The sequence below is a fragment of the Bifidobacterium goeldii genome, assembly GCF_003951095.1.
In the GTDB taxonomy this organism is placed as follows: domain Bacteria; phylum Actinomycetota; class Actinomycetes; order Actinomycetales; family Bifidobacteriaceae; genus Bifidobacterium; species Bifidobacterium goeldii.
This window is the reverse complement of sequence record NZ_QXGL01000002.1, coordinates 284,200-310,096: the sequence shown is the minus strand read 5'-3', so window position 1 is coordinate 310,096 and position 25,897 is coordinate 284,200. Positions and strand designations below refer to the sequence as shown.

Annotated in this window: 17 protein-coding genes and 1 pseudogene; 10 read left to right on the top strand and 8 right to left on the bottom strand. The window is 57.2% G+C overall.

What is annotated here, in order from left to right:
- Window positions 1–7: 7 nt before the first annotated feature.
- Complete coding sequence (locus D2E25_RS04865) at window positions 8–1,132, top strand: diacylglycerol/lipid kinase family protein (RefSeq protein WP_125980351.1); 1,125 nt, start codon at window positions 8–10, stop codon at window positions 1,130–1,132.
- A 26-nt stretch (window positions 1,133–1,158) separates the two neighbouring features.
- On the opposite strand, the gene D2E25_RS04860 is transcribed toward D2E25_RS04865, so the two are convergent.
- The gene (locus tag D2E25_RS04860; protein ID WP_125980349.1) at window positions 1,159–1,737 is read right to left on the bottom strand and encodes a TetR/AcrR family transcriptional regulator; all 579 of its coding nucleotides are present in this window, start codon (window positions 1,735–1,737) and stop codon (window positions 1,159–1,161) included.
- 259 nt (window positions 1,738–1,996) lie between these two features.
- On the opposite strand from D2E25_RS04860, the gene dnaX reads away from it, so the two are divergent.
- The 5 genes from dnaX to D2E25_RS04835 all read left to right on the top strand — a co-directional run bounded on the left by dnaX (window position 1,997) and on the right by D2E25_RS04835 (window position 10,996).
- The gene (gene dnaX, locus D2E25_RS04855) at window positions 1,997–5,125 is read left to right on the top strand and encodes a DNA polymerase III subunit gamma/tau (RefSeq protein WP_125980347.1); all 3,129 of its coding nucleotides are present in this window, start codon (window positions 1,997–1,999) and stop codon (window positions 5,123–5,125) included.
- Between the two features lie 5 nt (window positions 5,126–5,130).
- Window positions 5,131–5,733, top strand: a complete 603-nt coding sequence (gene recR / locus D2E25_RS04850) for a recombination mediator RecR (RefSeq protein WP_125980345.1) — start codon at window positions 5,131–5,133, stop codon at window positions 5,731–5,733.
- Window positions 5,734–6,018: 285 nt separating this feature from the next.
- The gene (locus D2E25_RS04845) at window positions 6,019–9,282 is read left to right on the top strand and encodes a phosphatase PAP2 family protein (RefSeq protein WP_164514720.1); all 3,264 of its coding nucleotides are present in this window, start codon (window positions 6,019–6,021) and stop codon (window positions 9,280–9,282) included.
- 307 nt (window positions 9,283–9,589) lie between these two features.
- The gene (locus D2E25_RS04840; RefSeq protein WP_125980341.1) at window positions 9,590–10,354 is read left to right on the top strand and encodes an aspartate kinase; all 765 of its coding nucleotides are present in this window, start codon (window positions 9,590–9,592) and stop codon (window positions 10,352–10,354) included.
- A gap of 60 nt (window positions 10,355–10,414) precedes the next feature.
- A complete protein-coding gene (locus D2E25_RS04835) occupies window positions 10,415–10,996 on the top strand; it encodes an ACT domain-containing protein (RefSeq protein WP_125980339.1) in 582 nt (193 codons plus the stop codon).
- A 321-nt stretch (window positions 10,997–11,317) separates the two neighbouring features.
- On the opposite strand, the gene D2E25_RS04830 is transcribed toward D2E25_RS04835, so the two are convergent.
- Window positions 11,318–12,538, bottom strand: coding sequence for an ATP-binding protein (locus D2E25_RS04830; protein WP_125980337.1), 1,221 nt, complete (start codon window positions 12,536–12,538; stop codon window positions 11,318–11,320).
- Between the two features lie 204 nt (window positions 12,539–12,742).
- Window positions 12,743–13,837: an aspartate-semialdehyde dehydrogenase gene (asd, locus tag D2E25_RS04825; RefSeq protein ID WP_125980335.1), complete on the bottom strand. Its 1,095-nt coding sequence runs from the start codon at window positions 13,835–13,837 to the stop codon at window positions 12,743–12,745.
- Between the two features lie 193 nt (window positions 13,838–14,030).
- Between asd and D2E25_RS04820 the strand changes: the two genes are divergently transcribed.
- A complete protein-coding gene (locus D2E25_RS04820; RefSeq protein WP_125980333.1) occupies window positions 14,031–14,651 on the top strand; it encodes a DUF5701 family protein in 621 nt (206 codons plus the stop codon).
- Window positions 14,652–14,784: 133 nt separating this feature from the next.
- Window positions 14,785–14,847, top strand: a pseudogene (locus tag D2E25_RS10885) (zinc-ribbon domain-containing protein); the annotation flags it as partial.
- 17 nt (window positions 14,848–14,864) lie between these two features.
- Here D2E25_RS10885 and D2E25_RS10665 read toward each other — a convergent pair.
- Window positions 14,865–15,080, bottom strand: coding sequence for a hypothetical protein (locus D2E25_RS10665; protein ID WP_241217013.1), 216 nt, complete (start codon window positions 15,078–15,080; stop codon window positions 14,865–14,867).
- A 13-nt stretch (window positions 15,081–15,093) separates the two neighbouring features.
- Here D2E25_RS10665 and D2E25_RS04815 point away from each other — a divergent pair, with 13 nt between their 5' ends.
- A complete protein-coding gene (locus D2E25_RS04815; protein ID WP_241217012.1) occupies window positions 15,094–16,704 on the top strand; it encodes a PASTA domain-containing protein in 1,611 nt (536 codons plus the stop codon).
- A gap of 107 nt (window positions 16,705–16,811) precedes the next feature.
- On the opposite strand, the gene D2E25_RS04810 is transcribed toward D2E25_RS04815, so the two are convergent.
- On the bottom strand, window positions 16,812–18,230 hold the full coding sequence (locus D2E25_RS04810; protein ID WP_164514719.1) for a metallophosphoesterase family protein: 1,419 nt from the start codon (window positions 18,228–18,230) through the stop codon (window positions 16,812–16,814).
- 529 nt (window positions 18,231–18,759) lie between these two features.
- Here D2E25_RS04810 and leuA point away from each other — a divergent pair.
- Entirely contained in the window at window positions 18,760–20,667 is a 1,908-nt protein-coding gene (gene leuA, locus D2E25_RS04805; RefSeq protein WP_125980328.1) for a 2-isopropylmalate synthase, read from the top strand.
- A gap of 157 nt (window positions 20,668–20,824) precedes the next feature.
- Here the strand turns inward: leuA and D2E25_RS04800 are convergent, their stop codons facing one another.
- The 3 genes from D2E25_RS04800 to trhA all read right to left on the bottom strand — a co-directional run bounded on the left by D2E25_RS04800 (window position 20,825) and on the right by trhA (window position 25,805).
- The gene (locus D2E25_RS04800; protein ID WP_125980326.1) at window positions 20,825–23,215 is read right to left on the bottom strand and encodes a transglycosylase domain-containing protein; all 2,391 of its coding nucleotides are present in this window, start codon (window positions 23,213–23,215) and stop codon (window positions 20,825–20,827) included.
- A gap of 117 nt (window positions 23,216–23,332) precedes the next feature.
- Window positions 23,333–24,514, bottom strand: a complete 1,182-nt coding sequence (glf, locus tag D2E25_RS04795) for a UDP-galactopyranose mutase (RefSeq protein WP_125980324.1) — start codon at window positions 24,512–24,514, stop codon at window positions 23,333–23,335.
- Window positions 24,515–24,971: 457 nt separating this feature from the next.
- Entirely contained in the window at window positions 24,972–25,805 is an 834-nt protein-coding gene (trhA, locus tag D2E25_RS04790; RefSeq protein WP_125980321.1) for a PAQR family membrane homeostasis protein TrhA, read from the bottom strand.
- Window positions 25,806–25,897 lie beyond the last annotated feature (92 nt).

Sequence of the window (25,897 nt, the reverse complement as noted above, 5' to 3'; positions counted from 1 at the left end):
TTGGCGTATGACTGACGTGAAGAAGACTGTAGCGGTGATTGGTAACCCCGCTTCCAATAAAGGGCGTGGGGCTGCCATCGGAGAACGTGTCTTCAAATCGCTGAGTGAAAGCGGAATGCGTCATGGGTTTGACGTCATTGACTTAACCGGCGATAGTTTCGAAAACTCACTGTCAGCAGCGCGAGCTCATAGTGACTTGTATGACTATCTCGTTGTTATCGGCGGCGATGGCATGATCGCACTCGGTGCGAATGCTGTATGCGGAACCGGCAAACCGTTAGGCATTGTGGCAGTAGGCTCAGGCAATGATTTTGCGCGCGGACTGCACCTGCCAGTTAATCGCATACGCACCGCAGTAGAAGGCATTGTGGGAGCTATTGTATGCGGTACTCACATTGATGTGGATATGGGCCATGTGCGCTCGCTGAATATGGAACCAGTTGTTCAAGGAGGTTCGGGGGAGCTCGTACTTACTGAGGCTGGCAATCCTGTTGAGGGGTTTGTAGATCGCTACTATGCGGGCATGCTGAACTGCGGGCTTGACGCCAGTATCAATGATCGTGCCAATAAGTCACATTTGCCAGGTGGATCAGTGCGATACGCGGCAGCTGTGCTTGTGGAATTGACGCATATGAAACGCTACGGGTACCACATTAAAGCGGTATTGGCTGATGGCTCGGTAGACGAGCGGGATATTATTTCTCCACTAGTGACTGTTGCGAATGCGCGTTATATCGGTGGTGGAATTGAAGTTTCCCCGTATTCGCTGCTTTCTGATGGCATGCTGGACTTGATTTGGATTGATCATATGCCCAGTGTGGCTGAGTGTGCGGCTGCGGTATCCGATGCGTATAACGGCAAACTGTTGTCAAACCGCGTATTTGGGTGGGAACGTGTGCGCGAAATTGAAATCACTCGTGCCGATGATGGTGACGAGCCGCCGGTATTGATGGCTGATGGCGAGTACGTGGGGCGTGTGCCCGTGTCGGTAAGTGCGGCAGGCATGTCACTGCGCATGCTCGTGCCTCCAGCTGTTGCTGGTTGGCATAAGCGGCGCACGCAGGAGCATGTGACGGCGGCGATTATGCGCGATGGGCGCGATCCGATTACTGGGCGGTTTGTAGAAGCGTGAGCTTGAACTACTCCGCACGGTTGTGGTCACACGTATGAGTCGATATGCAATGATTGCGCGATCAGGTTTTTGAGTGTTGCATCATCAACGTTCGGGTGCGTGCGTAGCAGTGAGATCAAGCCAACAATAAGCACGAAAAACGTCTCATGCACGTTCTTGATAGGCAGGCCGTGCAGTCGCTCAAAATCCAGTACTACTGAATCGCAAATGTAATCACTGATGCGAGTAACTGCGCGGTCAACGAAACGAATGTAGAGGCCGGCGTTGCCTGCATGCATGAGTCGGTTGCTGAACGGACTTTCGTCGGCGATGATGCTGCGAGTAAGTCGCACGATGTCGTCAAGCGCTTTAGTAATGTTGCCAACTTCACGCGTGGCATTCCACCGTTCGAGCTTGCTTAACATATCGCTGATCACATCGTCGAGCACAGCGTCAGCTACAGCATCTTTGTCGGGAAAATAATGGTAGAACAGTGAGCGCGTCATGCCTACGCGCGAGGCGATATCGCTAATAGTGAGCTTGTCAAAACCAGTTTCGAGACAAACCGCGCGCGCAGCCTGCACGATCTGTTCACGCCGTGCGTCTCCTACCGATGAGATAGCCATTGGTCCTGTCCTATTCCACGAAGTCAATATGCTGTCGGTGCGGCGTTGGTCGCCATTGCCAGTGTGCTACACCGTGCACAGTATTTGACAAAGTGTCAACACTGACGTCTTCACTGTAGACGTGGACCAATGGGCATGTCAATTTGCGATGAATGTCGTACGATGATGGCTTGCTGAGTCGCACTCGGCAGTAGCGGAATGATGGCATAACAAGCAGCCGAGTGTCGGCAGATAGTCGGGTTGCGGTAGGTTGGGGATTATGGCACTTGCACTGTATCGACGTTATCGACCGGACACGTTCGAAGGGGTTATCGGTCAGGATCAGGTTACGATCCCGCTGATGCGCGCACTCGACAAAGGTAAGCTCACGCATGCTTACCTGTTCTCCGGTCCGCGCGGCTGCGGTAAAACTAGCTCCGCGCGTATCCTCGCACGCTGCATCAACTGTGCGAAGGGGCCGACCTCGCACCCATGCGGCGAGTGCGAAAGCTGCAAGGACCTCGCTACCGGTGGCCCTGGTTCGATCGATGTTGTAGAAATCGATGCGGCCAGCCATAACGGTGTTGACGATGCTCGTGAACTGCGCGAACGTGCCGGTTTTGCGCCTGCGCGCGACCGCTACAAGATTTTCATCCTCGATGAGGCGCATATGGTCACCCAGCAGGGCTTTAATGCGTTGCTGAAAATCGTTGAGGAGCCGCCCGAGCATGTGATGTTTATTTTCGCCACCACTGAACCAGATAAGGTGATTGGCACCATCCGCTCGCGTACTCATCATTACCCGTTCCGCTTGGTGCCGCAGGAAATCATGGGCCCGTACTTGGAAAGCATTTGCGACAAGGAGGGCATTAAGCCTGAGCCTGGCGTGCTCAAACTCGCGATGCGCGCTGGCGGTGGCTCCGTGCGTGACACGCTCTCAGTGCTTGACCAGTTGATGGTCGGCTCGGTCGAAGGCGTTATTTCGCATGATGCTGCCGTGGCTCTACTTGGATTTACGCCGGAAGCGTTGATCGGTGAAGCAATCGACGCGGTAATTGACCGCAATGGTGAAGCGCTGTATGGCGTAGTGCAAAAGGTCGTAGTAGGCGGTTTTGATCCTCGTCGTTTTGTGGAAGATCTGCTGGCTCGCGTGCGCGATCTGCTCGTGCTCACATTAGGCGGCGCGCAGGCGGAAAATGTGTTGTCTGATGCTGCCGAAGCGGAAGATATGGACGATTTGCGTCGTCAAGCAAGTGCACTTGGTTTAGGTGCACTCACTTCGATGGCTGAGACGATGAACACTACACTCGGCTCGATGACTGGTGCGATTTCACCACGTATGCGTTTGGAATTGCTTGCGGCTCGTCTACTTGCTGGGCGCGAAGGCGTGCTGACTGCGCCGGCTGTAGGTTCCGGTGCTGGTGGAGCCTCGGCCCCCTCGGCTGAGGGCCGAGCCGTGAAGGAAACGCCGGCGGCGTTTCTAGGCGAGGCGCGAGCGACAGCGAGCCAGCAGAGCGCGGCCGTAGGCCGTCAGCAGTTGCAGGACGCTGGCGCGCGTAGCGCGACTGGGGGAGCGTCCACCAGCCATGCATCTGCTCGTGTTGGATTCGCTGGCGCTGCACGCAATCAGCCTCAACGCGGTGGTTTCGGCGGTGGTTTCGCAGGTGCTGCGCACAACACGGAATCTTCTGCCGGCAATCTTGGGTCTCAGGAGGAATTTGGGGAACGCTCCCCCAGTCAGCCTACGGCTGACAGCCCGGCCGCAAGTGAGGACGGGCTGCGCCCGCATTCTGCTAGCTCGACTGTCGTAGAGCCTTCGCCTAGAAACGCCTCTGGCGTTTCTTTAACGGCTCAGCCCAGCCGAGGGGGTCAAGAAGGTGGTGACAACTCGACGTTCTCGGCCCCCTCGGCGGAGGGGGCTGTCATGCAAAGCATGACTGGGGGAGCGTCTACGCAATCAGATCACCATGCATCGGTACCTGCTACCCCCGCAGCCCCTGATACGCGCACACCAGACGAAAAGTGGGATGCGCTCGTGGCGGCACTTCCAGATGACGTGCGCCGCTATGTTGACCGCACGCGCGTGCCGAAGATCCTGCTTACCGAAGACGCTGCACGCCCGCGCTTGTGGATCAAATTCGACAAGCCGCTGAGCAAGTATGCGTTTGCTATCGGAGTGGCCGGTGAGCCAGTTGACGGCACAGTCAACATAGTCGATATTCTGCGCAACGAAGTCCACAAGACGTTCGGTGCGAACGTTTCGCTGGCTCCTACCAAGAAAATGGCGGATGGCAGCATCGCTGACGTGCCGTTTAGCAAACTGCCGCAGGAAGAGCAGACGCGCATTAAATCGCAGATCGCGATGGCCGGCGTCGCTGCATCCCTCGGCGCGCAAATCGGCATGGGAGTCACCAAAGAGCCGAAGGACAATGCATCGCCAACGGACAGTGCTTCCACAGCAGACACTGACGACGTTCACCGAGCTGATGCTGCCGCAGTCTCGAGCGCGCCAGCATCGGCAGTAGACGACGATCCGTGGGCCCAGGAGATGCAGTCTACGCCGGCTGCATCTGCGCAAGCTGCTGCATCGTCTTCGACGGCCAGTGTTTCACGCGACGTTTCACAAACGGTTTCACGTGGTGTTTCACAGAACGGAGCAGTGGAAGCGGATTCGCAACACAGCGAGCACGCGCATCACACGAAGCATGTTGCCGTACCCGATTTGAGCGACGACAGTGACCCGTGGGCTGATGATATCGCCGCTGCGACCGCTACAGGCCAAACATCAACGCCTGCAGCTGGCAGTAACGAAAACCGTGCTGAACCGGTAGCGGCAGTGCCTGCTCAGCCAGCTACGCCGGCAGGCGCATCGACACTTGACGACGACCCGTGGGCTCACGAGCAGCAGCCAACGCCTGCGCAGAGTGGATTAACACACAGCGGATTTGCACCACAACAGCCTGCTGCCGCGCCCAACCCTGCTGGCAATGCTGGGCCAGACCCGTATGGTGATCCTTATGGCGATCCGTACGGCGGCGACCCCTACGGTGACCCATACGCGGACCCTTATGCTGGCCCAAACGCACCGATGCCAGCGCAAAACGCGCAATACGGCCCCGGTATGCACGCGGCAGCTACGCCGTCACCAGTCACGCCGTCACCAGCCACACTGCCGACCATGCCGCAAGCCATGCCAACAGCAGGCCCAGCCGTACCCGCGCACCCCGGTGTTGCTCCCGAAGACGACGAATACTCGATGAGCGACGTCTCACTCGGCACCGCTTCGGCAATGAGCATCGACGATCTCAAACGGTTCTTTGAAGTGAAAAAAGTCGAGGAATTTGCGCCCGACGATCCGCACAATCCGAAGAACATTCAATCCGCGAACAAGCATGATTCGGAAGGCTAACCCACATGGCACTGGCATATGATGGAGCAATCCAACGGCTAATCGACGCGTTCTCGCGCCTACCCGGCATCGGCCCAAAAGGCGCACAGCGCATCGCATTCTACCTGTTATCCGCCTCTCAAGAAGAAGCACAACAGCTTGTTGACGCCATCACTGAAGTCAAAGACAAAGTGCGCTTCTGCGACATTTGCGGCAACGTATGCGAAATCAGCCCCTGCCCGGTATGCGCCGATCCACGCCGCGATCACAGCGTCATCTGCGTAGTCGAAGAGCCAAAGGACGTCATGAGCATCGAGCGCACGCGCGAATATCGCGGCCTCTACCACGTGCTCGGCGGCGCCATCAACCCAATGGCCAACGTCGGGCCCGCAGACCTTAACATTCCCAAACTCCTTGACCGGCTCAAAACTGACGAAGTACAGGAAGTCATCCTCGCGCTCGACCCGAACATCGAAGGCGAAGCAACCTGCACGTATTTAAGCCGCTTGCTGAGCCCACTCGGCATCAAAGTAACACGCTTGGCAAGCGGCCTGCCGGTCGGCAGCGACCTCGAATACGCCGACGAAATCACGCTCGCCCGCGCACTCACCGGCCGTCGCGCAGCGTGACCGTACGCGCTTGCTACCGTATTGCCGCCATTTGCAATAATCCTCAACGGATCGGAACATCACTCGTACAAGAGCGATTCCGGTCCGTTTTTTGCGGGTCTGAGATTGCGCGCGCCGCAGATGAAGACAAATGAAATTAAATGAATGTAAGTTTACGCTTCGCCTATTTCTTCCATAAAAGTAGTGCGTAACCATGCTCGCAGGCTGAACATGGAATCGTTCCTACGCTGCACTCTCCAGATGTTTCGGGGGAGGGCGGCATTCATTATGAGGATTGGAAGAGGAATGAAGCAAACGAAATCAACGTCTGCGGCATTGCGTGTTGCTGTTGCAGGGTTCGCTGCAGCGGCCATGTTCTTGCCTGGCGTCATCGCGCAGCCCGCACTCGCGGACACTGCCGACGCAGCAGCAGTTGCTGCCGCGGCTAGCAATCAGCAAAGCTTTATTCAATACGATGTGGCACAAAGCCCAGCCATTAACGGCGGTAAGGGCCTGACCACCCTGCTCGGCGACTTCAACACGTACTGGACGCCGAACAAGGGCGTTACCAGCGCGGACGGTGCAAAAGTCCTCGAGCATGATGACGCGCTCACCGAATCGATTAACAACGCAGCGTACGGCACTGACGGCAACACTGAGCAAGATCAGCGCGCACTGTCCGACGCGCAGATGAACCCCACCAACACCCTGTACGACGCGCTCGGCCCCACGCTTGGCAAGTACTACAAGGCTGATATGGAAGCCGGCAAGCTGCCTAAGACTGAAGCCTTCCTGCAGGCTATGAACAAGTCCGTCAGCACCGGCGACGCGAAGAACACGTACGCGCATCCGCGCCCGTACGTCGACCGCGCCAACTACAAGGGCGAGCAGATCGACCTCAAGGGACTCAAGAGCACGCTCGACGTCAAGAAGGTTCCCGGCTACGAGAACTTCGACTGGGGCGATGGTGAAACTCCCGACAACGAGTATGACGGCCTGGCAGAATCCGGCTCCTTCCCATCCGGCCACACCACGTTCGCGTTCTCGCAGGGCGTCGGCCTATCCGCTATCCTGCCTGAACTCGGTGCGCAGATCATGACGCGCGTGTCCGAGGCGGGCAACAACCGTATCGTGCTCGGCGTGCACTACCCGCTCGATATCATGGGCGGCCACATCGCCGGCGCGTACGGCGTCGCCACCGCGCTGAGCGATCCCGCCACCGCCCAGCAGGCTAAGGATGCTCGCGCTGAACTGCAGTCCGTGCTTGGTGCCGACTGCAAGGCGAACGGCATCACCAAGGATGCTGATCTGCACGATTGCATCAACGCGACCAACGCCAACGGCAACTCCAGCAAGCAGCAGTATGGCGGCTACACCAACGCCTTCACCGATGACGTGGTGACCAAGCCTGTCACCGACCGCCAGTCCGCAATCGACGCATACACCGCTCGCATGACCTATGGCTTCACGCAGACCGGTGACACCACCAAGCGCCCGGTTGTGCCGGCAGGTGCTGAGAACCTGCTCGCCAACGTCGACTACTTCAACACTGACGATGCGGCAGGCGATGACCCCAAGCTCAAGTTCACCACCGACGAGCTGCGCCAGGTGATCGCCGCCAGCGAGATCGCCTCCGGCTACCCGCTCGACGCCTCCAGCGACGGCTGGGGTCGTATCAACCTCGCCAAGATCTACACCGCGCGCGTCACCTTCGACGGCACCGATCCGACCACCCGTAAGATCACGGCCATCTCCTTCGGCCACCATCGCGACGAGGTGAAGATCGAAAAGAAGTCCACCACGCCAACCCAGCCCAAGGCCGACGAGCTGAGCAACTTGCTCAAGGATTACAACAACTACTTCGACTTCTACCAGGGCGGTGTGATCGACAACGATAAGTCCGGCGTGCTCAAGCACGACGACGAGCTGACCGAGCAGATCAACAACAAGGCTGCCGCCGACGCGAAGGACGCGACGAGCCCGGCAAAGGACCAGCAGGATCGTGCCGTGTCTGACGCGGCGATGAACTCCACCGACACGCTCTACGACGCGCTCGGCCCCGTGCTCGGCAAGTACTACAAGGAAGGCATGAACGGCTGCTCGTACGGTGAGTACAACTGCAAGCTCTCCAACGTCCAAGGCTTCCTCGATTGGGCTGACTACTCGGCCAGCACCAGCACGGCAAAGAAGTACTTCCAGCACCCGCGCCCGTACATCGGCCGCAAGGACTACCTCGGTGCGACGCTCAACCTCGGCGATCTCAAGCAGACGCTGAACATTGAGAAGGTCAAGGCGTACGAGGATCAAGGCCAGTACGACGGTCTTGCGAACTCCGGTTCGTTCCCGTCCGGCCACACCACGTTTGCGTTCACACAGGGCACCGGCTTGGCATACCTGCTGCCTGAACTCGGCCCGGAAATCATGACGCGTGTGTCTGAGGCTGGCAACAACCGCATCGTGCTCGGCGTGCACTACCCGCTCGACATTCTTGGCGGCCATATTGGTGGCCAGTGGGGCGTCGCGACCATGATCGCCAACGGATCCGACGATCCGAACAGCGAGGACTACCAGACCAAGTACGGCACGGACGCTCGCAACGATCTCGTGAACTACCTGACCGAGCGCTGCAAGGCTGACGGATACGGTGACACGCTTGCCGCGTGCATCGCCAAGACCGGCGCGAACGACAAGAACGGCTACAAGAACGCCTTCACTGACGACGTGACCGGCAGCGAAACCGTTACCGATCGCAAGTCCGCGATCGACGTGTACGGCAAGCGCATGACCTACGGCTTCCAGCAGGTCGGTCAGGCCGGTCAGGCTCCGGTCGTGCCGGATGCCGCTGTCAGCCTGCTCGACAACGTCGAAGCGTTCAAGTCGCTCACCGCTGACCAGAAGAAGGCCGTGCTCGCCGCAACCGAAGGCGACTCCGGCTACCCGCTGGACTCCACGTCCGAAGGTTGGGCACGCCTCAACCTCGCCGCCGCGTACAGCGCGAAGGTGACGCTGAGCGCCGACGGCACGACCGTGGTCAAGGTTGAGCCGGGCCAGCCTGTGGCCTCCGTGGTCAAGGAATCTGAGCCGAGCACGCCGGACCAGCCGAGCGAGCCGTCTGAGCCGAGCACGCCTGATCAGCCGAGCAAGCCGGAAGAAAAGTCGGTCACCGTCTACCGCCTGTACAACAACAACTCTGGCCTGCACCACTACACCACGAGCAAGGGCGAGCGCGACTACTTGGTCAAGCTCGGCTGGAGCAGCGAGGGCACCGCATTCAAGGCTGCTGCCAAGGATGAGGCGAATAAGAACCTGAAGCCGGTATACCGCGAGTACAACCCGAACAACGGTAACCACAACTGGACGATGAACAAAGCTGAGCATGATTATCTGGTCAAGCTCGGCTGGCATGACGAGGGCATCGCTTGGTACACGGATACCACGGCTGGCACCGCTGTGTACCGCCTGTACAACCCGAACAGCGGCGAACACCTGTACACGACCAACAAGGTCGAGTACGACAAGGTTGGCGCTGCTGGTTGGCATCAGGAAGGCGTTGCTTGGCAGAGCCTGTGACGGGTGAGAGCCCGCGACTGGTTTTGCGCAGCTGCGCATGATGGTTTTGCTGTAAACCTACCGATTGAATAGCCAAATCCGCTCTGTGCATGGAGGCTTCTCTTCGTGCAGAGAGCGGATTTTTATTACCCCAATGATGAGGCCCCATGAGAAGCGCAAAGAGAGACGCGAATATTATGCGTTGTGAAACATCGTGGCTGTCCGCATGGTGGGTGAGCGTTCACGGTGGGAAAGCAGTAATCCGTATAATCGTGCCGCTTGCGTAATATGTGGCGTTAAGTGACACCCAAGAGAAGATTGGACAGCAGTGGCTCTCATCGTGCAGAAGTATGGTGGCTCGTCAGTCGCCGATACAGAATCGATTAAGCGCGTAGCCCGGCGCGTTGTCGAAACGAAGAAAAAAGGCAACAAGGTGGCCGTGGTTGTCTCCGCTATGGGTGACACCACCGATGATCTTATCGATCAGGCCATGAGCATCGACTCCAACCCGCCCGAGCGCGAAATGGACATGCTGATGACCGCAGGCGAGCGTATCTCTATGAGCTTGCTCGCCATGGCGATTCACGCCGCCGGCGATCGCGCGCATTCGTTTACCGGCCAGCAGGCAGGCTTCTTCACCGACGCTCGCTACGGTGCCGCGCACATTAAGGCCGTCAAGCCCGATCGTGTCAAGAACGCGCTGTCAATGGGCGACGTCGCTATCGTCGCCGGCTTCCAGGGCATTAACGCGAAGGGTGATGCCACGACGCTCGGCCGTGGTGGTTCTGATACGTCCGCTGTGGCGCTCGCTGTGGCGCTCGGCGCTGACATCTGCGAGATTTACACCGATGTGGATGGTGTGTTCACTGCCGACCCGCGTATCGTGCCGGCTGCGCGCCGCATTCCCGTGATCGGCTACGATGCGATTCTCGAAATGGCCAGCTGCGGCTCCAAAGTGCTCGCACTGCGATGCGTCGAATACGCGCAGCGATTCAACATGCCGCTGCACGTGCGCAGCTCCTTCTCCCACCGTAACGGCACGCTGGTCGTGCCCGATGGCGTTGACCCGCGCACACTACCGAACCTCGACTGAGCATAAGCGCGACCACGACGAGACTACGAGACTATACGAACCACAATTGAGGCAACCATTATGAGCGACAACAACGAAACCACTGAGGAAACCAAGTCCATGGGCGACCTGTTCCCCGACCTCGGCCCCGAAGCGCCGGTCATTTCCGGTATTGCACACGACCGTTCTGAAGCGCTCGCCACTGTGCGCGGCGTGCCGAACGAGCCTGGTATGGCTGCCAAGGTGTTCACCGAGCTGGCCACCGCTGGCATCAACGTTGACATGATCGTGCAGGCTGGTGCTTCCGTTGGTACTGCTGATATTTCGTTCACCGTGCCGGAATCTACGGTGAAGGAAGTTGAGAAGGTGCTGATCGATAAGCATGACGAGCTCGGCTACCGTGCGTTCGACATCAACACGAAGGTTGGCAAGGTGGCCGTGGTGGGCGTCGGTATGAAGACGCACTCCGGCTTGGCTGCGAAGTTCTTCACCGCACTGAGCGAGAAGGGTATTAACGTGCTGATGATCTCCACTTCTGAGATTCGTATCGCCGCCCTCGTGCCGCTCGATCAGCTCGACGACGCCGTACGCGCACTGCACACCGCCTACGGCCTCGACGCCGACCAAATCGAAGCCGTAGTCTACGGTGGCACCGGTCGCTGAAACAGGCGCTGAGTTCGGTGTGGCTGATCAGACTATGCGCTACAGTTGAGAATTGCTAATTCTCAATAAGAGCGGACAGGTTAGCCGCTTTGATTGCTCGACAGTTTTTCTGTCAGGGGCAGGCCACGTGCCTGCCCTGTTTTTTTATCCGATATCATGCGTAGTGAATCTCAAGGAAGAGGATGGGCGAATGGCGAGTTATGAATGCTAATTCCTGATTCCCATGCCCATAAAGTAGCCTTTCGGGGCCAAGTTTATGGGCATGGTGCTGATTGGTGTGCAGTGTACGTTTCGCGCTCCATTGTGGAATTGTTAGTACTTTCACCAATCCTCAGCGAGCAGGAATTCATCGATGCGGCGGTGTTCGATGCCATCGCGCGGCTGCAAAATTGGGTCCATTGACACTACGGTTTTCGGATAATTGTCTGGGATGTCTTTGAATACGCCAAACTCGCGTTCGGCAGTTTTCTCACTGTCAATAAGATACGTCACTTGTACATATCGTCGTTGAGATCCCTTATCAAATACAAAATCAACCTCTTTGCTATTGACAGCTCCGACGGAAACGTCGTAGCCTCTGCGCAGGCCTTCCATTGCAACTATGTTTTCCAACATGCCTTGTATCTGCGTCATTCCATCACCGACAATCGCACCACGCAACCCATGATCGGCTACATAGTACTTCTGTAGTGTTTTCAGTACTTGTTTGCCTACTAGATCAGTGCGGTTCATGCGTACCAGCAAAAACGCTTCGCGGCAATAATCCAGATAGTTAATGACAGTTTGTGCACTGACATTGAGGTGTTCTGCTTTAAGATACGAGGCAATAGCACTAGCGGATAATATATTGCCTGTGTTCTGCATAGCGAACAAAACGATACGTTCCAGCAGTGCCACGTCGCGAATGCTGTGACGGCGAACCACATCGCGAAGCACAACAGAACGATAAATATCCATGAGATAAGTGCGGCGGCTCTCATTATCCCAGTTGCTTGTGGCAATAAATGGCATTCCGCCTTCCCGCAGGAACGCGTCAAAAGAACTATTGCCATTGATACGTTGACGGGCGTCGGCGAACTCCGCATAGCCGAACGGGAATATTTCAAATTGCACATATCGTCCGCCAAGGTAAGTAGCAAGTTCACCTGAGAGCAATGTGGAATTCGACCCAGTGATAATTACGTCCGCCTTTGTTGTCGCACGTAGTGAATTGACAACCTTCTCGAACCCGCGTACTTCCTGTACCTCATCAAGAAAGACGTAGGGTGTGCCGTCAACGGCGTTGATGCGCTCCATAAGATAGGGGTAGAGCTTATCGGGATCGTGGTATTTAGCGAGGGCATAATCTTCGAAGTTCAAGGAGATGAACTGTTGTGGGAGACAACCTTTGGAGATAAGTCGTTGCTGGATGAGCTTCAGCATATCTGATTTGCCGCTACGCCGTAATCCAACGAGCACTTTGATGATGTCATCGGTGCCTATGAACGGCATGATGCGATCAAGGTAGCGAGGGCGATCTACTAGCGGCTTTTTTTCTTCCATAGAAGATATTTTATCATTTTTTAGGAATTCTTCTTGTATAGAAGAAAAATTCCTGAAAATGACTTTGTTTTCTTCTATAGGAGAAAACAAAGTGTGTTTCGGATGATTGCGGAATACAAAAAATCCTCTGCTTGAAGATAACCCCAAGCAGAGGATGAACAGATATTGGCGTGAATTAGCGCATTAAGATGCGGCTAGCTGCGCCTACTTCTTGGTGATGTAACCGAGGGCCTTGAGCATTTCTGCGCATTCAAGCGCGCCGCCGGCGGCACCGCGCAGCGTGTTGTGCGCCAGTCCCACGAACTTCCAATCGAAGATTGAATCCTCACGCAGGCGGCCGATGGAAACGCCCATGCCACCCTCATAGTCGACGTCCAGCTTGACCTGTGGGCGGTCGTCCTCGGTCAGGTACTGGATGAAGTGCTTCGGCGCGTGCGGCAGGCCGAGCTCAGCAGCCTTCGACGTGTAGTTCACCAAGCGGTCGATGAGCTCTTCTTTCGTAGCCTTCTTACCGAAGTTGAGGAACACGGTTGCCGTGTGGCCGTTCAATACAGGCACGCGGATGCACTGCGACGTGATGCGCAGATCGCCGTCGAACGGCACGATCTCGCCGCGCTCCGGGTCGACATGGCCGAACACCTTGAGCGGTTCCTTCTCGCTCTTGGCTTCCTCGCCGGAGATGAACGGGATGATGTTGCCCACCATCTCCGGCCAGTCCTTGAACGTCTTGCCTGCGCCGGAGATCGCCTGATATGTGCTCACGACGACTTCGCGCGGCTCGAACTCCTTCCACGCAGCCAGCGCCGGCGTGTACGCCTGAATCGAGCAGTTCGGTTTGACGGCGATGAAGCCGCGCGTGGTGCCGAGACGACGCCGCTGGTGCTCGATCACCGCGAAATGCTCCGGATTGATTTCCGGCACGACCATCGGCACATCCGGCGTCCAGCGGTGCGCGCTGTTGTTGGAGACGACCGGCGTCTCGGTCTTCGCGTAGCGCTCCTCGATCGCGCGAATCTGATCCTTCGGCATGTTCACAGCAGAGAACATGAAGTCCACGCCGGCAGCAACGGCTTCCGCATCGTCGCCGTCAACGACGGTCATGTGACGCGCGTATTCGGGCATCGGGGTCTCGATCTTCCAGCGATCGCCCACGGCCTCCTCATACGTCTTGCCGGCCGAGTGCGCGGACGCGGCGAGCGTTGTCACCTCGAACCACGGATGGTTCTCCAGCAGCGTCACGAAACGCTGGCCGACCATGCCGGTCGCGCCGAGGATGCCAACTTTGAGTTTTTCTGACATAACAACCCCTATGTTTTGCGAACAGAACGAACTTCGAGTTGGTGACCATCTTACGAACTGCAGCACCTAACGACGCGCGCGCTCCCATATGCTGGCCGAGCGTCGCGATTGATGGCCATCCATCTGTATGTTCGCGTAGGGGTGCTGATTGCGCGAACATAAGGAGGATGCCGACGCTGGTAGGCTGGGAGATATGTCGAAGGCATCAGTGGAAGCGCAGAAACAGCTTGATCGTATCGTGGCATTGGGGTACCCGGACGTGGCGGATATGAGCGCCGCGGCTTTTCGCGCGTTGGCTCGGCCGCTGATTAATGCGCTTGAACACACCGATTTGGGGCCGGATATTCTGCTGATTCCTACGCGCGAGCTGGTTTCGCCAGAATCGCTGATCGCGCGAACCAGCATTAATCGTATGGCTGGTTTTACGACAATGCCGCCGCGCGATATCGCGAGCTTCCTGCCGCAGGACGGTTTCGAACCGCCAGAAGGTCCGTTCTACCTAGTTGTTGAGCCGCATACGGGCACTTGCTATATCAACCGTGAGCCAGATGTGGCGCGTAAACTGATCGACTCCGATGAGCGCACTCCGCTCACTCTGGAGGAGGGGCTCGCGATCGCTACGCAGCACCCGGATTGGTTGGAATCCAAAAACGGTTTCAATCTGCTCGGTTCGCGCAGTGCAGATGGCCGTGTGCCGAGCATCTGGATGAGTCAGAATGCGCCGCGATTGGGCGCGGTGTGGCCGAATTCGCGCCACGCATGGCTTGGTAACGCGTATTGCGTGGCACGCCGCGGTGTGAGCCTGTTCGGCTGACAGCGAGCACCTCCGCTGCAAGGCTAGGTAACCTTTTTCTCACCGTGCAATCTTCACTGTACAATGAGAGAGTTGCGCCGCGAATGGTCTCGGCGCACGAGGATTGAGAGAGCCTCGAAGAAGGGAACTGGCCATGTTTTGTGGAAATTGCGGTGCTCCCGTTCAAGATAACGCTCGTTTTTGCATGCAATGTGGTGCGCGGACGCCGCAATCTCATCGCGAGCAATCCGCGGGCAATGTTCCGCCTGCGACGGTCGCACCTTCTGCAGCGCCCTCTGCGCCCGCTATGCCTGCTGCGACCCCTGTGCCGGCTACACCCGCCGTACCCGTTGCGCCTGCCGCAACCGCATCGCCGACCGCATCACCAACCGCTGCACCTGCATATACGCCAACAATGCCCGCGCCAACTGCAGCTGTATCAGCTCCCAAGCCAAAACGCCCTATGATGTTGCTCGCAGCTCTGCTGGCTGTGCTTGTTATTGCCGGTGGTGCCGCATTCGTTACTTGGAAATCGGAGCTATGGGGCGGGCGGTCCCTACCGGATCCGGCTTCTATCGCAGCTGCACATTCCGGCAGCAGCACAACAACCAACGAAGACGGTTCCGCTGCCGTCATGACCGACGATATGGTTGCCGCGCTAAAAGCCAAAGGCTTCAATACGCGCATCAAGCAAGTTTTCTCAGGCAAAAGCAAAGGCGTGTTTATCGGCTATGCAGGGAACGCAAACGGCAAGGAAGCGAAGCCGGGCGCGCGTATGCCAGCTGGTGCCACGATCATCGTGCAGGAATCTGCTGGCCCTGGCGTGCCGAAAGACACGATTGGCAAACAAGCCAAACGAGCGGCGAGCACGCTGGAAAGCATGGGCGTGCCCGTGCATTACAAGCAGGTGTACGTGAGCGATACGGAGAAAACGCCCGAAGGTTCCGTAGTAGATACGTATCCTGCGGCCGGTTCCCCAGTGCCCGACAATCAGCGTGATGACGGCATTTATGTTGGCGTAGCCGTGCAAGGCACCGGGCCAACGATGGACATTGTCGGCCAAGATGTGGATACCGTTCGCACTGAACTCGAATCGCAAGGCTACTCCGTGAGCGTGGAGCCGCGGTTTGCTGCGGAAAGTCTTAAAGGCAAGGTGACTGGCTCAAATCCAGCCCCCGGATCGCATGTGGACGCGGGCCAATCCGTCACCTTGTACGAGGGGGTGGACGCTAGTGACGTTGACAAGCTGATGATCGACGATCCCAGCAAAAATGTTGAGTCGGGCGTACGTTCGCTGTACGGCATGAGTGCAGCTATGGCGGGCACCTACTGCAAGGCAACCGTCACTGACGCTGACAAGGATTGCATGACTATCGACTACCGTACTGACGAATACGGCAGTATCATCGCGTACCAGACGTGGGGTACCAAGGCGAATGATAATCCTTCGCGCGATGACGAAGTTAGCCAGTGCTTCGCTACGAACGGCGGAGATGTGGGCCGCTGCTCGATCACGCTTACTTACGGTAGTGACACCTTTGACGGTGATGCTACAAACCGTCTGATTACCAAGGGCTGGGGCATGTTCGACTTCGGGCGAGGTCAAGAAGGTGCCCTGTGCGGCGGCGAGACCATTACTACATGGTTCATGAACTGCCGCGCTGGGGAGTCAACATATCCGACGACTGGTGACGATCTCGAATGGGACGGCAGCGCCACATACGAGATGAGCGCTATTGACTTGTTCGTGTACGTGACTGCGGGCGCGGATATTGATGCGGCAGAGCAGAGCGGATATTTCGATACGAGCGCGGTGCAGACTGCGGCAAAACAGAAGCCAGTGGATACGGATCGGCCGTTTATTCTCTACCGCGATCCGAGTCTGTACGATGAGGATCAGACTAGCGTAAAAGTGAACGAGAAGAATATGTATGACAATCCGTTCGTGCCTTCCAGCAAGGATACGAACGACGTCAAGTTCAAGCCCGCGCCCAGCGATGAGACGGCTTACTATCTCGTTGACCAGGTGAACAATCGCGACTGGAATGCGATGAGAGACGCCGACCTCGGCTGATCGCTGATCATACGCGCTCATCATGCGCTCGGGGCGTCGCAGCTGATCATTCCCGATCATCTGCGACGCCCCGAGCTGCGTATTGGTGCTGGTTGATGGCGACCGACTTAGCGGCGCGGACGTTTAATCAGCGCGCGCGTGATCGCAACAAACGCTGCCGCAGTGCCCAGTACCACGCCAGCCAGCACCTGCGGGCGGCGCAGCTCATTGCGCAGGCTCACTGCACCAGTTACGCAATGATCCTCGAAGAACACGCGCACTTCATCACTGGAATACCGGCCGATTAAATCGCCCCACGTGAGCATGCGCGTCACATAATTGCGCGGATTATCCTCGCGGAATTCAAACAGACGAATACCACGCAAACGCGATTTTGGCCCATAGCATTCAAAGCCGCACGTCGGCGCGTAGCCGAGATCCAGTCCGTCTACGTGCCCAACAAACGCGTTCTTATGATCATGCCCGCAATACAGTGCGAAATAGCCGCCCGCGTCACGCATCGCATCGACTTCGCCAACGTTCTCATCCGCGCAGCCAATCGCCTCGCCAAGGCGCGAACCCGGCCGGCAGATCTCATGATTGAGCACATAGCAGTGACCGGCATAATTGCGCGCGCCTTCTACTGCATTCGGCGTCCAAGCGGGCACTTCGGTCAGGCAGTCATAAAACTCTTGCGGCGGAATGTGTTGGAACACAATAGACGGCACAGGCTTGCCATCGCCATTGCGCGCGGCAAGCTCTTGCTGCACACTGCCAAGCCATGCGATAGCCTCGTCGCTCGGCGTGCCATAACCATCCGAATCAGCGAGGTCGAGGCCGCGCGAATTAGCTACATAAGCCGGGTATTGCGCATCGTTTTCTTCCGGCTTGCCAGCGTAATCGCCAGAGTTCACCATCATCACGCTCATCGCGATGCGCCCCGAACCATCGGAGGCTTCAATTGGCATTGCGAACGTGCCGGGCTCAATGCCGAGCGCGGCGGAGTTGCCAGCGTCGCCTGCGCTTGCGTTCACCGCAGGATTCATGCACCCCGGGTACTCGCGGTAAATATCATCCTGCTCGTCAGCAAGAATGCCGCACTGAAAATCATGATTGCCATACGTGGCCGCAAACGGCACGCCAGCGGAAACAACCGGGCCCAAAAACGCACTGAACGTGTCGCGTACTTTTTGACGAGTGTCATCCATCAGATCATCCATGGTGACCACATCGTCCTGCGGCGCAACATCAGGGTTATGAGCTGCCGCGATACGCCGGCGCACACCGCGCAGTTTCGCCTCAATCTCGGTGACCAAGCGCACGCGCGCGCCCGGATTCTCGCCGCGGCGGCGCAAGAACGTGTCAATATATGCGGGATCATATCCGCGAATTTGATCGCCAGTGAGCACTACAAGATCGGGGTGTGATTCGGCAATCGCTGCTTCAATCAGGCGAATCGTGTCCGGGCGGACGTTTGGGCCGTCTTGAATATCAGCCATTTGCAGCACGCGGAACGTGCCGTCGGTGCCGAAGCGAAGTGGGCGCATGGGGGGGTGGGGAGAACGCTGTGTCATGGCTCCCATTGAAGCGTGCTGCGCGTTCGTGCGCCACGCCTGGCCCCGTATCCGCGCGGAAGCATCACGTTTGCGCCGCCTGCGCGTCACTCTTGCACCATTTGGACGGAGGATTGCACGCGATGGAATTTCGAACTGATTTACCATCTTGTGCGCGGCGCGTTCGCACGGGATGGAATTATGCGCCGATTTTCCATCTTGTGCAGGTGAAATTCGGGTGTGTGATGGTATGTGATCGGTTCCATTCCATCGCGTGCGGGACGGCGTTCGCATGCGATGGCATTGCGCGCTGATTTTCTGTCGCGTGCGGAAGAAATACGGTGGAAGATGGTGAAGCGAAGTTGTGTGCGCATACTGCGCACCACTGCTTGACATCAGATGCCGGAAGCGCGGCGATTTCCTAAGCCAAGACCGGTATGATGAAAGTTTGTACATGTAACATGCACGTAAACAATCCAAGGCCGGCTGAACCACCGGCGTATTTTCAAGAAAAGGAGGAGTGATGGGTCAGGATCAATCATCAGTGTTTGATCTCGCGGCTGTAGCTGCGGCGTCCAATGGGGGGAATAACGACCCGCTGCTGCCTCCGGCACGATTCATTGGCGACCCGCAAAAGCCCAGCAAGATGCCGTACAACAAGTACGCCGCTTACGATAAGCAGGTGCCGTTCGACTACCCGCAGCGCACGTGGCCAGGCAAGCGCCTTGAGCGCGCCCCGCGCTGGTGCTCGGTTGATTTGCGCGACGGCAACCAGGCGCTGGTTAACCCGATGGATTCCGAGCGCAAGCTGCGCTTCTGGAACCTGCTCGTCTCCATGGGCTTCAAGGAGATTGAGGTTGGCTTCCCGTCCGCGTCTGAAACGGACTTTGATTTCATTCGTATGCTTATCGAGCGCGAGCTGATCCCGGACGATGTGACCATCGTTGTGCTCACGCAGTGCCGCGAGCACCTGATTCGCCGCACGTACGAGGCGCTGCGCGGTGCCAAGCGCGCGGTCGTGCACTTCTACAACTCCGTGTCCGTGCTGCAGCGCGAGGTCGTATTCCGCAAGAACAAGGCTGAGATCAAGCAGCTCGCTACCGACGCTGCTGAACTGTGCAAGAGCCTCGAATCTGAGGCCAAGGGCATTGACCTGTACTACGAGTACAGCCCGGAGTCGTTCACTGGCACTGAGCCGGAGTACGCGGTCGAAGTGTGCAACGCGGTCATCGACGTTATCAAGCCGACGCCGGATCACAAGATGATCATCAACCTGCCGGCGACTGTGGAAATGACCACGCCGAACGTCTTTGCCGACGAGGTTGAGTACGTTTCCAACAACCTGAACGATCGCGATTCGATCGTGCTGAGCCTGCATCCGCACAACGATGAGGGTATGGGCGTGGCCGCCACTGAGCTGGGTGTGCTCGCTGGCGCTGACCGCGTTGAAGGCTGCCTGCTCGGTAACGGCGAGCGTACCGGTAACGTTGATCTCGTCACGCTCGGCCTGAACCTGCTCACGCAGGGCGTTGACCCGCAGATCGACTACTCGAACGTGCCGGAAATCCGCAAGACGGTGGAATACTGCAACCAAATCAAGATTTCTGAGCGTCACCCTTACGCGGGTAACTTCGTGTTCACCGCGTTCTCTGGCTCCCACCAGGACGCTATCAAGAAGGGCCTCGAAGCCCGCCAGATGGCCGCTGATCGTGCCGGCGCTGACCTTGACAGCTTCGTGTGGCTCGTGCCGTACCTGCCGATCGACCCGAAGGATATTGGCCGCACGTACGAGGCGATTATTCGCGTGAACTCGCAGTCCGGCAAGGGTGGCATGGCCTACCTGCTGAAGACCAACCACAACCTTGACCTGCCGAAGCGCCTGCAGGTGGAGTTCGACAAGATCGTGCAGAAGTACGCGGACGACACCAAGAAGGAAGTCAAGGACGAGGATATTTGGCGCCTGTTCAAGGACGAGTACCTGCCGGTTGAATCCGGTGGCGTGACTGCGGCCGGCAAGATCGTGGGCGATACCAGCGATGAGACGCTGCACCAGTGGGGCCGCTTGAAGCTGCTCAAGGTTGCTGTCTCCTCTGGCGAGGACGGTTCCGATACTGTGCTCAAGGCTACGCTGCTCGATCGTGGTACTGAAGAGGGCGCGGAGCCGACCAAGCGTGAGGTTTCCGGTATCGGCAATGGCCCGATCGCCGCGTTCCTCAACGCTGTGTCGAACCTGGGCATCAGCGTGTCGGTGATGGATTACGCCGAGCACGCGATGACCGCCGGCACGGACGCTATGGCTGCCTCCTACGTGGAGTGCGAGGTTGGCGAGGATGCTGATAGCCAGGTCATCTGGGGTGTTGGCATCGACTCCTCGATTACCACGAGCTCGCTGAAGGCGATCATCTCTGCTATCAACCGTTCTGAGCGCTGAGCAATACTGCTGCGACGCTTCAATTGCAGTAAGCGGATACGCTAATTGCCGCTTACTGCAAGAAACAATTTTGGGGAGCCAGTCAACGACTGACTCCCCAAAATTGTATGTGCAGGGCATGCGTGTGCATGCTTGAACAGTGACTGTGTTTGCGTTGCTATTCCGTTAGTCCTGGCTCGCTGGATTCGCCGCTGATACCACCACTGGTGCTCTCATTCGACGGAGTGTCCATTGTGCCAGTGTTATTGCCGCCAGAACTGTGATTGCCACTAGAACCACTGCTGGTGCCGCTGCCAGAGCCGGACGTGCCATTTGACGTGCCAGAGCCAGTGCCTGACGAGGTGCCAGCACTATTGCCGGTACCACTCGTGCTGTTAGAACCAGTTGACCCGTTAGTGCTGGTGGTGCCGCTCGCTGCGCAGCCGCTTGCCGACGGGTTTGTAGCGCAATCCGTCGTGTTCTGCTGATTTTGCTGCGCCTGCTCTTCAGCTTGTTGTTGTGCAGCAGCCTCATTATCCAAATGCTTTTGCGACTTGCCCAAGCCCCACGTGCCGTCGGTGCCGCCAACCTTGCCATTATCGGTTGCCGTGGGGAACTTCTCATCCGCCACACCGTTCAACGCCGTAGTCATATAGCGCGTAAACAGTACAGCCGGGTAGCCCATTGCCTTGTAATAGCCGTTAATCGTTGGCATTTCCAACGCTTCGCCATTTGGGCCAGGATTCCACATTGCAAACATTGTCAGCGTAGAAGGCGTAAAGCCAATGAAGCTCACAGCCTTGTTATCGTTTGCAGTACCGGACTTACCTGCCATCGTCTTGCCAATGCCTGCCGCAGCTTTACCAGTACCGTACTGGATCGTGCCTTCCATTGCCTTAACGACCAGCGCAGTATCGTTAGCGTCAAACACGCGCTCAGTATCAGATGGCGTCTTATACAGCTCCTGATTGTTGCTGCTTTTCACGCTGGCAACGATATGCAACGTCGGCTTATTACCCTGATTGGCGATCGTAGAAATACCACGCGCCATATCAAGCATGCTCAAACCAGAGTTACCAAGCGTCACATAACCATCGTCAGTAATCTTGCCCTTAATACCAGCCGTTTGCGCAGTTTTTATGATCTTTTCCGCGCCCAAATGCGTCTGCAAATCCATGTACACCGTGTTCACGGAGTTCGCAGTCGCCTTATACAAGTCGATATTGCCGTAGCTCACACCGCCCGAGTTGGTCATCGGCGTCGAAAGCCCAGGAAAATCGCGCGGAGAATTGCCGTTAAACAGCGTGTCCAAGCTCACGCCAGATTGCACGGTAGCCAGCAGTGTGAACGGTTTCATCGTGGAACCGACTTCATACGTGGCATCGGTGACATTATTCAGCTGCTTCGTGAGGTAATCTTCGCCCGCGTACAGCGAAATAATCGAGCCGTCCTTAACGTTTACCGACAAGCCGCCTGTTTGCACACCATCGGGCACGCCAGTATTGCCCTTGGTAGTGCTCGCAGTATCGTACATCAGCTCCTGCTTGGCTTTATCGATAGTGGTGACAATCGAATAACCGCCAGTATCGAGATCGTCCGCGGTAAACGCCTTCGAATTGATGAGCTCATTGCGTACCATTTGCAGCAGATAGCCGTTCGGACCCTGATAAATATTCTGCTGCTGCATTTCGATAGTGGTAGGCATTGCCGCTTCTTGGCTCTGCTTGGCAGTGATATAGCCATCCTCGCGCATAATGCCAATCACGCGCTTGAAACGCGATTCCGCCTGCGCTTGATTCACCGCAGGATCCCAGTTGCTGGGGGAGGGGATAATGCCAGCGAGCATCGCCGCTTCAGAGATCGTCAAATCCTTTGCGGATTTACCAAAATACGCTTGCGCGGCAGCTTGAATACCATACGCGCTGCGGCCCAGATAAATCGTGTTGAGATAGTTACACAGCACCGTGCTTTTATCCTGCGTTTGCGCAATTTTGAGCGCAAGAATTGCCTCTTTAGCCTTGCCCACGTACGTGGTAGTTTCGCCCAAATAATAGCGTTCCGCATACTGCTGCGTAATCGTAGAGCCACCCTGACGCGTGCCCTTCGTTACGTTGTTAACCAGCGCGCGAGCAATACCCTTGAGATCAATGCCGCTGTCCTTGTAGAACGTGCGGTTTTCAGAAGCGACTACGGCTTGACCAACATAGTCAGGAAGCGTAGAGCAGTCGATGATTTCACGATTCTGCTCGGCAAACGTGCCGATTTTCGTAGTGCCATCCGCGTAGTAGACGCTAGTTTTCTCCGCCATTGCGATCTTCTCCGGCTGAGGGATTTCGATCGTAATGTACAGGTAGGCGAACACGCCAATACCAGCCGCGAGCATCACGCCGATGATGCCCAACATCCATTTGAGTAACAGATGCTTTTTACGGCCTTTGGCCTTTGGCCCTTTCGAACCGGGGGCGCGGTGGGCGCCGCCTCCGCGATGCACGCCTTCAGGCGCGTTCGCTGTGCGGGAGCCGGCCGTGCGCCCGCTCGTGCGGGAATTGGCCTTGCGATGTGAAACCATAATCCTACCGTAACTCTAGGTCTGTAAGGGGTATGTGAGGCTGTATAACAGGAGCCTGAGAAGGGGGTGCGCGGTTGAGTGCGCGCACCCCGGGCTATATCAGCGGTATCGGCTGTTTTAGTCGCGCGCGTTTGCTGCCAACATTGGCGCAATACGCTGCTCGTACGCGTCGAGCGCCGAGTCAATAACCTGATGCATGTCGTAGTAACGATACGTGCCGAGTCGGCCGCCGAACACCACGTTCTTCTCCAACGCTGCAAGATCCGCGTAACGCTGATAGAGCTCCTTATCAGCAGGCGTGTTCACCGGATAGTACGGTTCGTCGCCGCGGCGGGCGAAACGGCTGTATTCTTGCCACACCACTGTTTTCTCGTGGTTCTGCGATTCACGACGCTCCGGGTTGAAGTTCTTGAATTCAATCGCGCGCGTGTACGGCACATCGGCATCCGAATAGTTCATGACCGGGCAGCCGAGATGATCATCTTCCGCGTAACGAACCTCCTTGAAATCAACCGTGCGCCACTGCAAATCGCCAAGCGCATAGTCGAAATAGCGGTCTGGAGCGCCGGTATACACAACAGGCACGCCAGCCTCAGTCAGCGCCTTCTTGTTGTACGGCTGCGATTCGTCAAAGAAATCAACGCCCAGCGAAACTTCGATGCGCGGGTCGTCGATCATGCGCTCAAACCACGCGGTATAGCCGTCGGTCGGCAGGCCCTCCCACGTGTCCTTGAAGTAGCGGTTGTCGTAGTTGAAGCGCACCGGCAGACGCTTGATAATGTCTGCCGGCAGCTCAGCCGGGTCAGTCTGCCACTGCTTGCCGGTGTAGTTCTTAATAAACGCTTCGTAGAGCGGGCGGCCGATCAGCTGAATGCCCTTGTCGTTGAGATTCTCCGGATCGGTGCCAGCTAGCTCGCCTGCCTGCTGTTCGATGAGCGCCTTGGCCTCGGCTGGCGTAAGTGCCGCGTGGAAGAACTGGTTGATAGTGCCCAGGTTGATGGGCAGCGGGTACACAACGCCATCATGCGTGGCATGCACGCGGTGCACGTAGTTGGTAAAACTAGTGAAACGGTTGACATACTCCCACACGCGGCGGTTTGACGTGTGGAACAGGTGAGCGCCGTACTTGTGGATTTCTGCGCCGGTTTCCTCATCCATGTAGCTGTACGCGTTGCCGCCGATATGATCGCGCACGTCGATAATGCGTACGCGTACGCCAGCTTTTTCTACTGCCTGCTGGGCTACCGTCAGGCCGAACAGGCCAGCTCCGACCACTACCAAATCCGGATAATCAGCCATCGCTAGATTCCTTTCGTACGCGGTCTGCCCGCGCTTGTTAGGCGTTGCATGCGCCGGTATGCGCTGTTGCATCGTCATCGTCAACGGCGTGTCGCGCGCGATTGGGCGCTGCGTGTGCCGTTCTTGCGTATATGTCTGTTCTGCCGTGTCGTTGCGCTGGCCGGTTGCATGTGCCGGTTTGCAGGGCTATTGGCGGTGGTAAGCCGCAGTGTGCTCGCGTGCTGGACGATGGGCATCATTGACCATGCTACTGTCACTTGCTCGATGAGGGAAACTGAGTAGTGGCGATATTGAGCCAATCGTGGCGTGTGACCGTTCACAAAATGGGTCTTGCGGCCGTGCAAAGGCATATCTCGAGAGCCGTGCCCAAGTATGAAGACGCGTATGTGACGGGGCGCGTGGCCGTGCGAGTGATGGGGAGCGTGACCGGGCGCGTCACACGGCAATACAAGGCGCGCTACAACGCGCACACTACAAGGTAGATCGCCACCACATGGCACACATATCCAACAACCGTGCCCAAATGGAATACCTCGTGATATTCAAACCATCCCGGAATCGGATTTGGCTTTTTGATCGCAAAACACACGGCTCCAGCAATATATGCCGCACCGCCGCAGGCTATCAGCACAGTCACTGCCGGGCCAGCTGCCGGCGCAGTCCACAATGCGGGAATGAGCGTAACCGGCGCGAGCCCAAGCACGATATACACAATCGTAAATACCCAGTTTGGCGCGCGTAGCCACACAATATGCAGCATTGTGCCAATGCCAGCTGCAATCCAGATCACTGTTAAATATGGCCAGCGAATTGCCGGTGGCAGGGCAAACAACACCGGCGTATTAGTGCCAGCGATAATCAAGAAAATATTGGAATAGTCAATGCCGCACAGCACGCGTGTTGCCTTCGCGCTCGTCCACGGGACGACGTGCAGCAGTGCGCTATTGCCGAACAACAGCATCGCAGAAGCGCCATATACCGCGCAGGCGGCTTTAACTGGCCCGCTTGGCGCAATGCAAATCAGCACGATTGAAGCGGCAACGCACAGCGGGAACATGATGAGATGCTGCCATCCGCGCAAACGCGGCTTGCGGTTGCCGAACGCGTCGGTTGGAATAACTTGACGTTTAAGGGCCTTATATACGGCTTTGGCTTTGAGATAGCGCTGATGAGCGGCTTGATACGTTGCGCGCGCAGCGTCGAGCGCGGTTGAGGCCGCCGGAGCTGCTGACGGGGCCGAGCTTGCTGACGGGGCTGATTGAGCTGAGGTTGATGATGCAGCAGCGTGCATGGTTGTGCTGTTTGTGCGGTGTTCGCCGGCGGGCTTATTGACAGATTTACTGATGAATGCGCGATTCGATGCCTTTGAGGACTGTTGTGCAG

Bases quoted from the DNA above. Each gene is read 5' to 3' on its own strand.
- leuA (WP_125980328.1), top strand. From the start codon at position 18,760: ATGGGTCAGGATCAATCATCAGTGTTTGATCTCGCGGCTGTAGCTGCG.
- D2E25_RS04810 (WP_164514719.1), bottom strand. From the start codon at position 18,230: ATGCGCCCACTTCGCTTCGGCACCGACGGCACGTTCCGCGTGCTGCAA.
- D2E25_RS04820 (WP_125980333.1), top strand. From the start codon at position 14,031: ATGTCGAAGGCATCAGTGGAAGCGCAGAAACAGCTTGATCGTATCGTG.
- D2E25_RS04835 (WP_125980339.1), top strand. From the start codon at position 10,415: ATGAGCGACAACAACGAAACCACTGAGGAAACCAAGTCCATGGGCGAC.
- D2E25_RS04830 (WP_125980337.1), bottom strand. From the start codon at position 12,538: ATGGAAGAAAAAAAGCCGCTAGTAGATCGCCCTCGCTACCTTGATCGC.
- D2E25_RS04800 (WP_125980326.1), bottom strand. From the start codon at position 23,215: ATGGTTTCACATCGCAAGGCCAATTCCCGCACGAGCGGGCGCACGGCC.
- D2E25_RS04860 (WP_125980349.1), bottom strand. From the start codon at position 1,737: ATGGCTATCTCATCGGTAGGAGACGCACGGCGTGAACAGATCGTGCAG.
- glf (WP_125980324.1), bottom strand. From the start codon at position 24,514: ATGGCTGATTATCCGGATTTGGTAGTGGTCGGAGCTGGCCTGTTCGGC.
- dnaX (WP_125980347.1), top strand. From the start codon at position 1,997: ATGGCACTTGCACTGTATCGACGTTATCGACCGGACACGTTCGAAGGG.
- D2E25_RS04845 (WP_164514720.1), top strand. From the start codon at position 6,019: ATGAAGCAAACGAAATCAACGTCTGCGGCATTGCGTGTTGCTGTTGCA.
- D2E25_RS04865 (WP_125980351.1), top strand. From the start codon at position 8: ATGACTGACGTGAAGAAGACTGTAGCGGTGATTGGTAACCCCGCTTCC.
- trhA (WP_125980321.1), bottom strand. From the start codon at position 25,805: ATGCACGCTGCTGCATCATCAACCTCAGCTCAATCAGCCCCGTCAGCA.
- D2E25_RS04815 (WP_241217012.1), top strand. From the start codon at position 15,094: ATGATGTTGCTCGCAGCTCTGCTGGCTGTGCTTGTTATTGCCGGTGGT.
- recR (WP_125980345.1), top strand. From the start codon at position 5,131: ATGGCACTGGCATATGATGGAGCAATCCAACGGCTAATCGACGCGTTC.
- asd (WP_125980335.1), bottom strand. From the start codon at position 13,837: ATGTCAGAAAAACTCAAAGTTGGCATCCTCGGCGCGACCGGCATGGTC.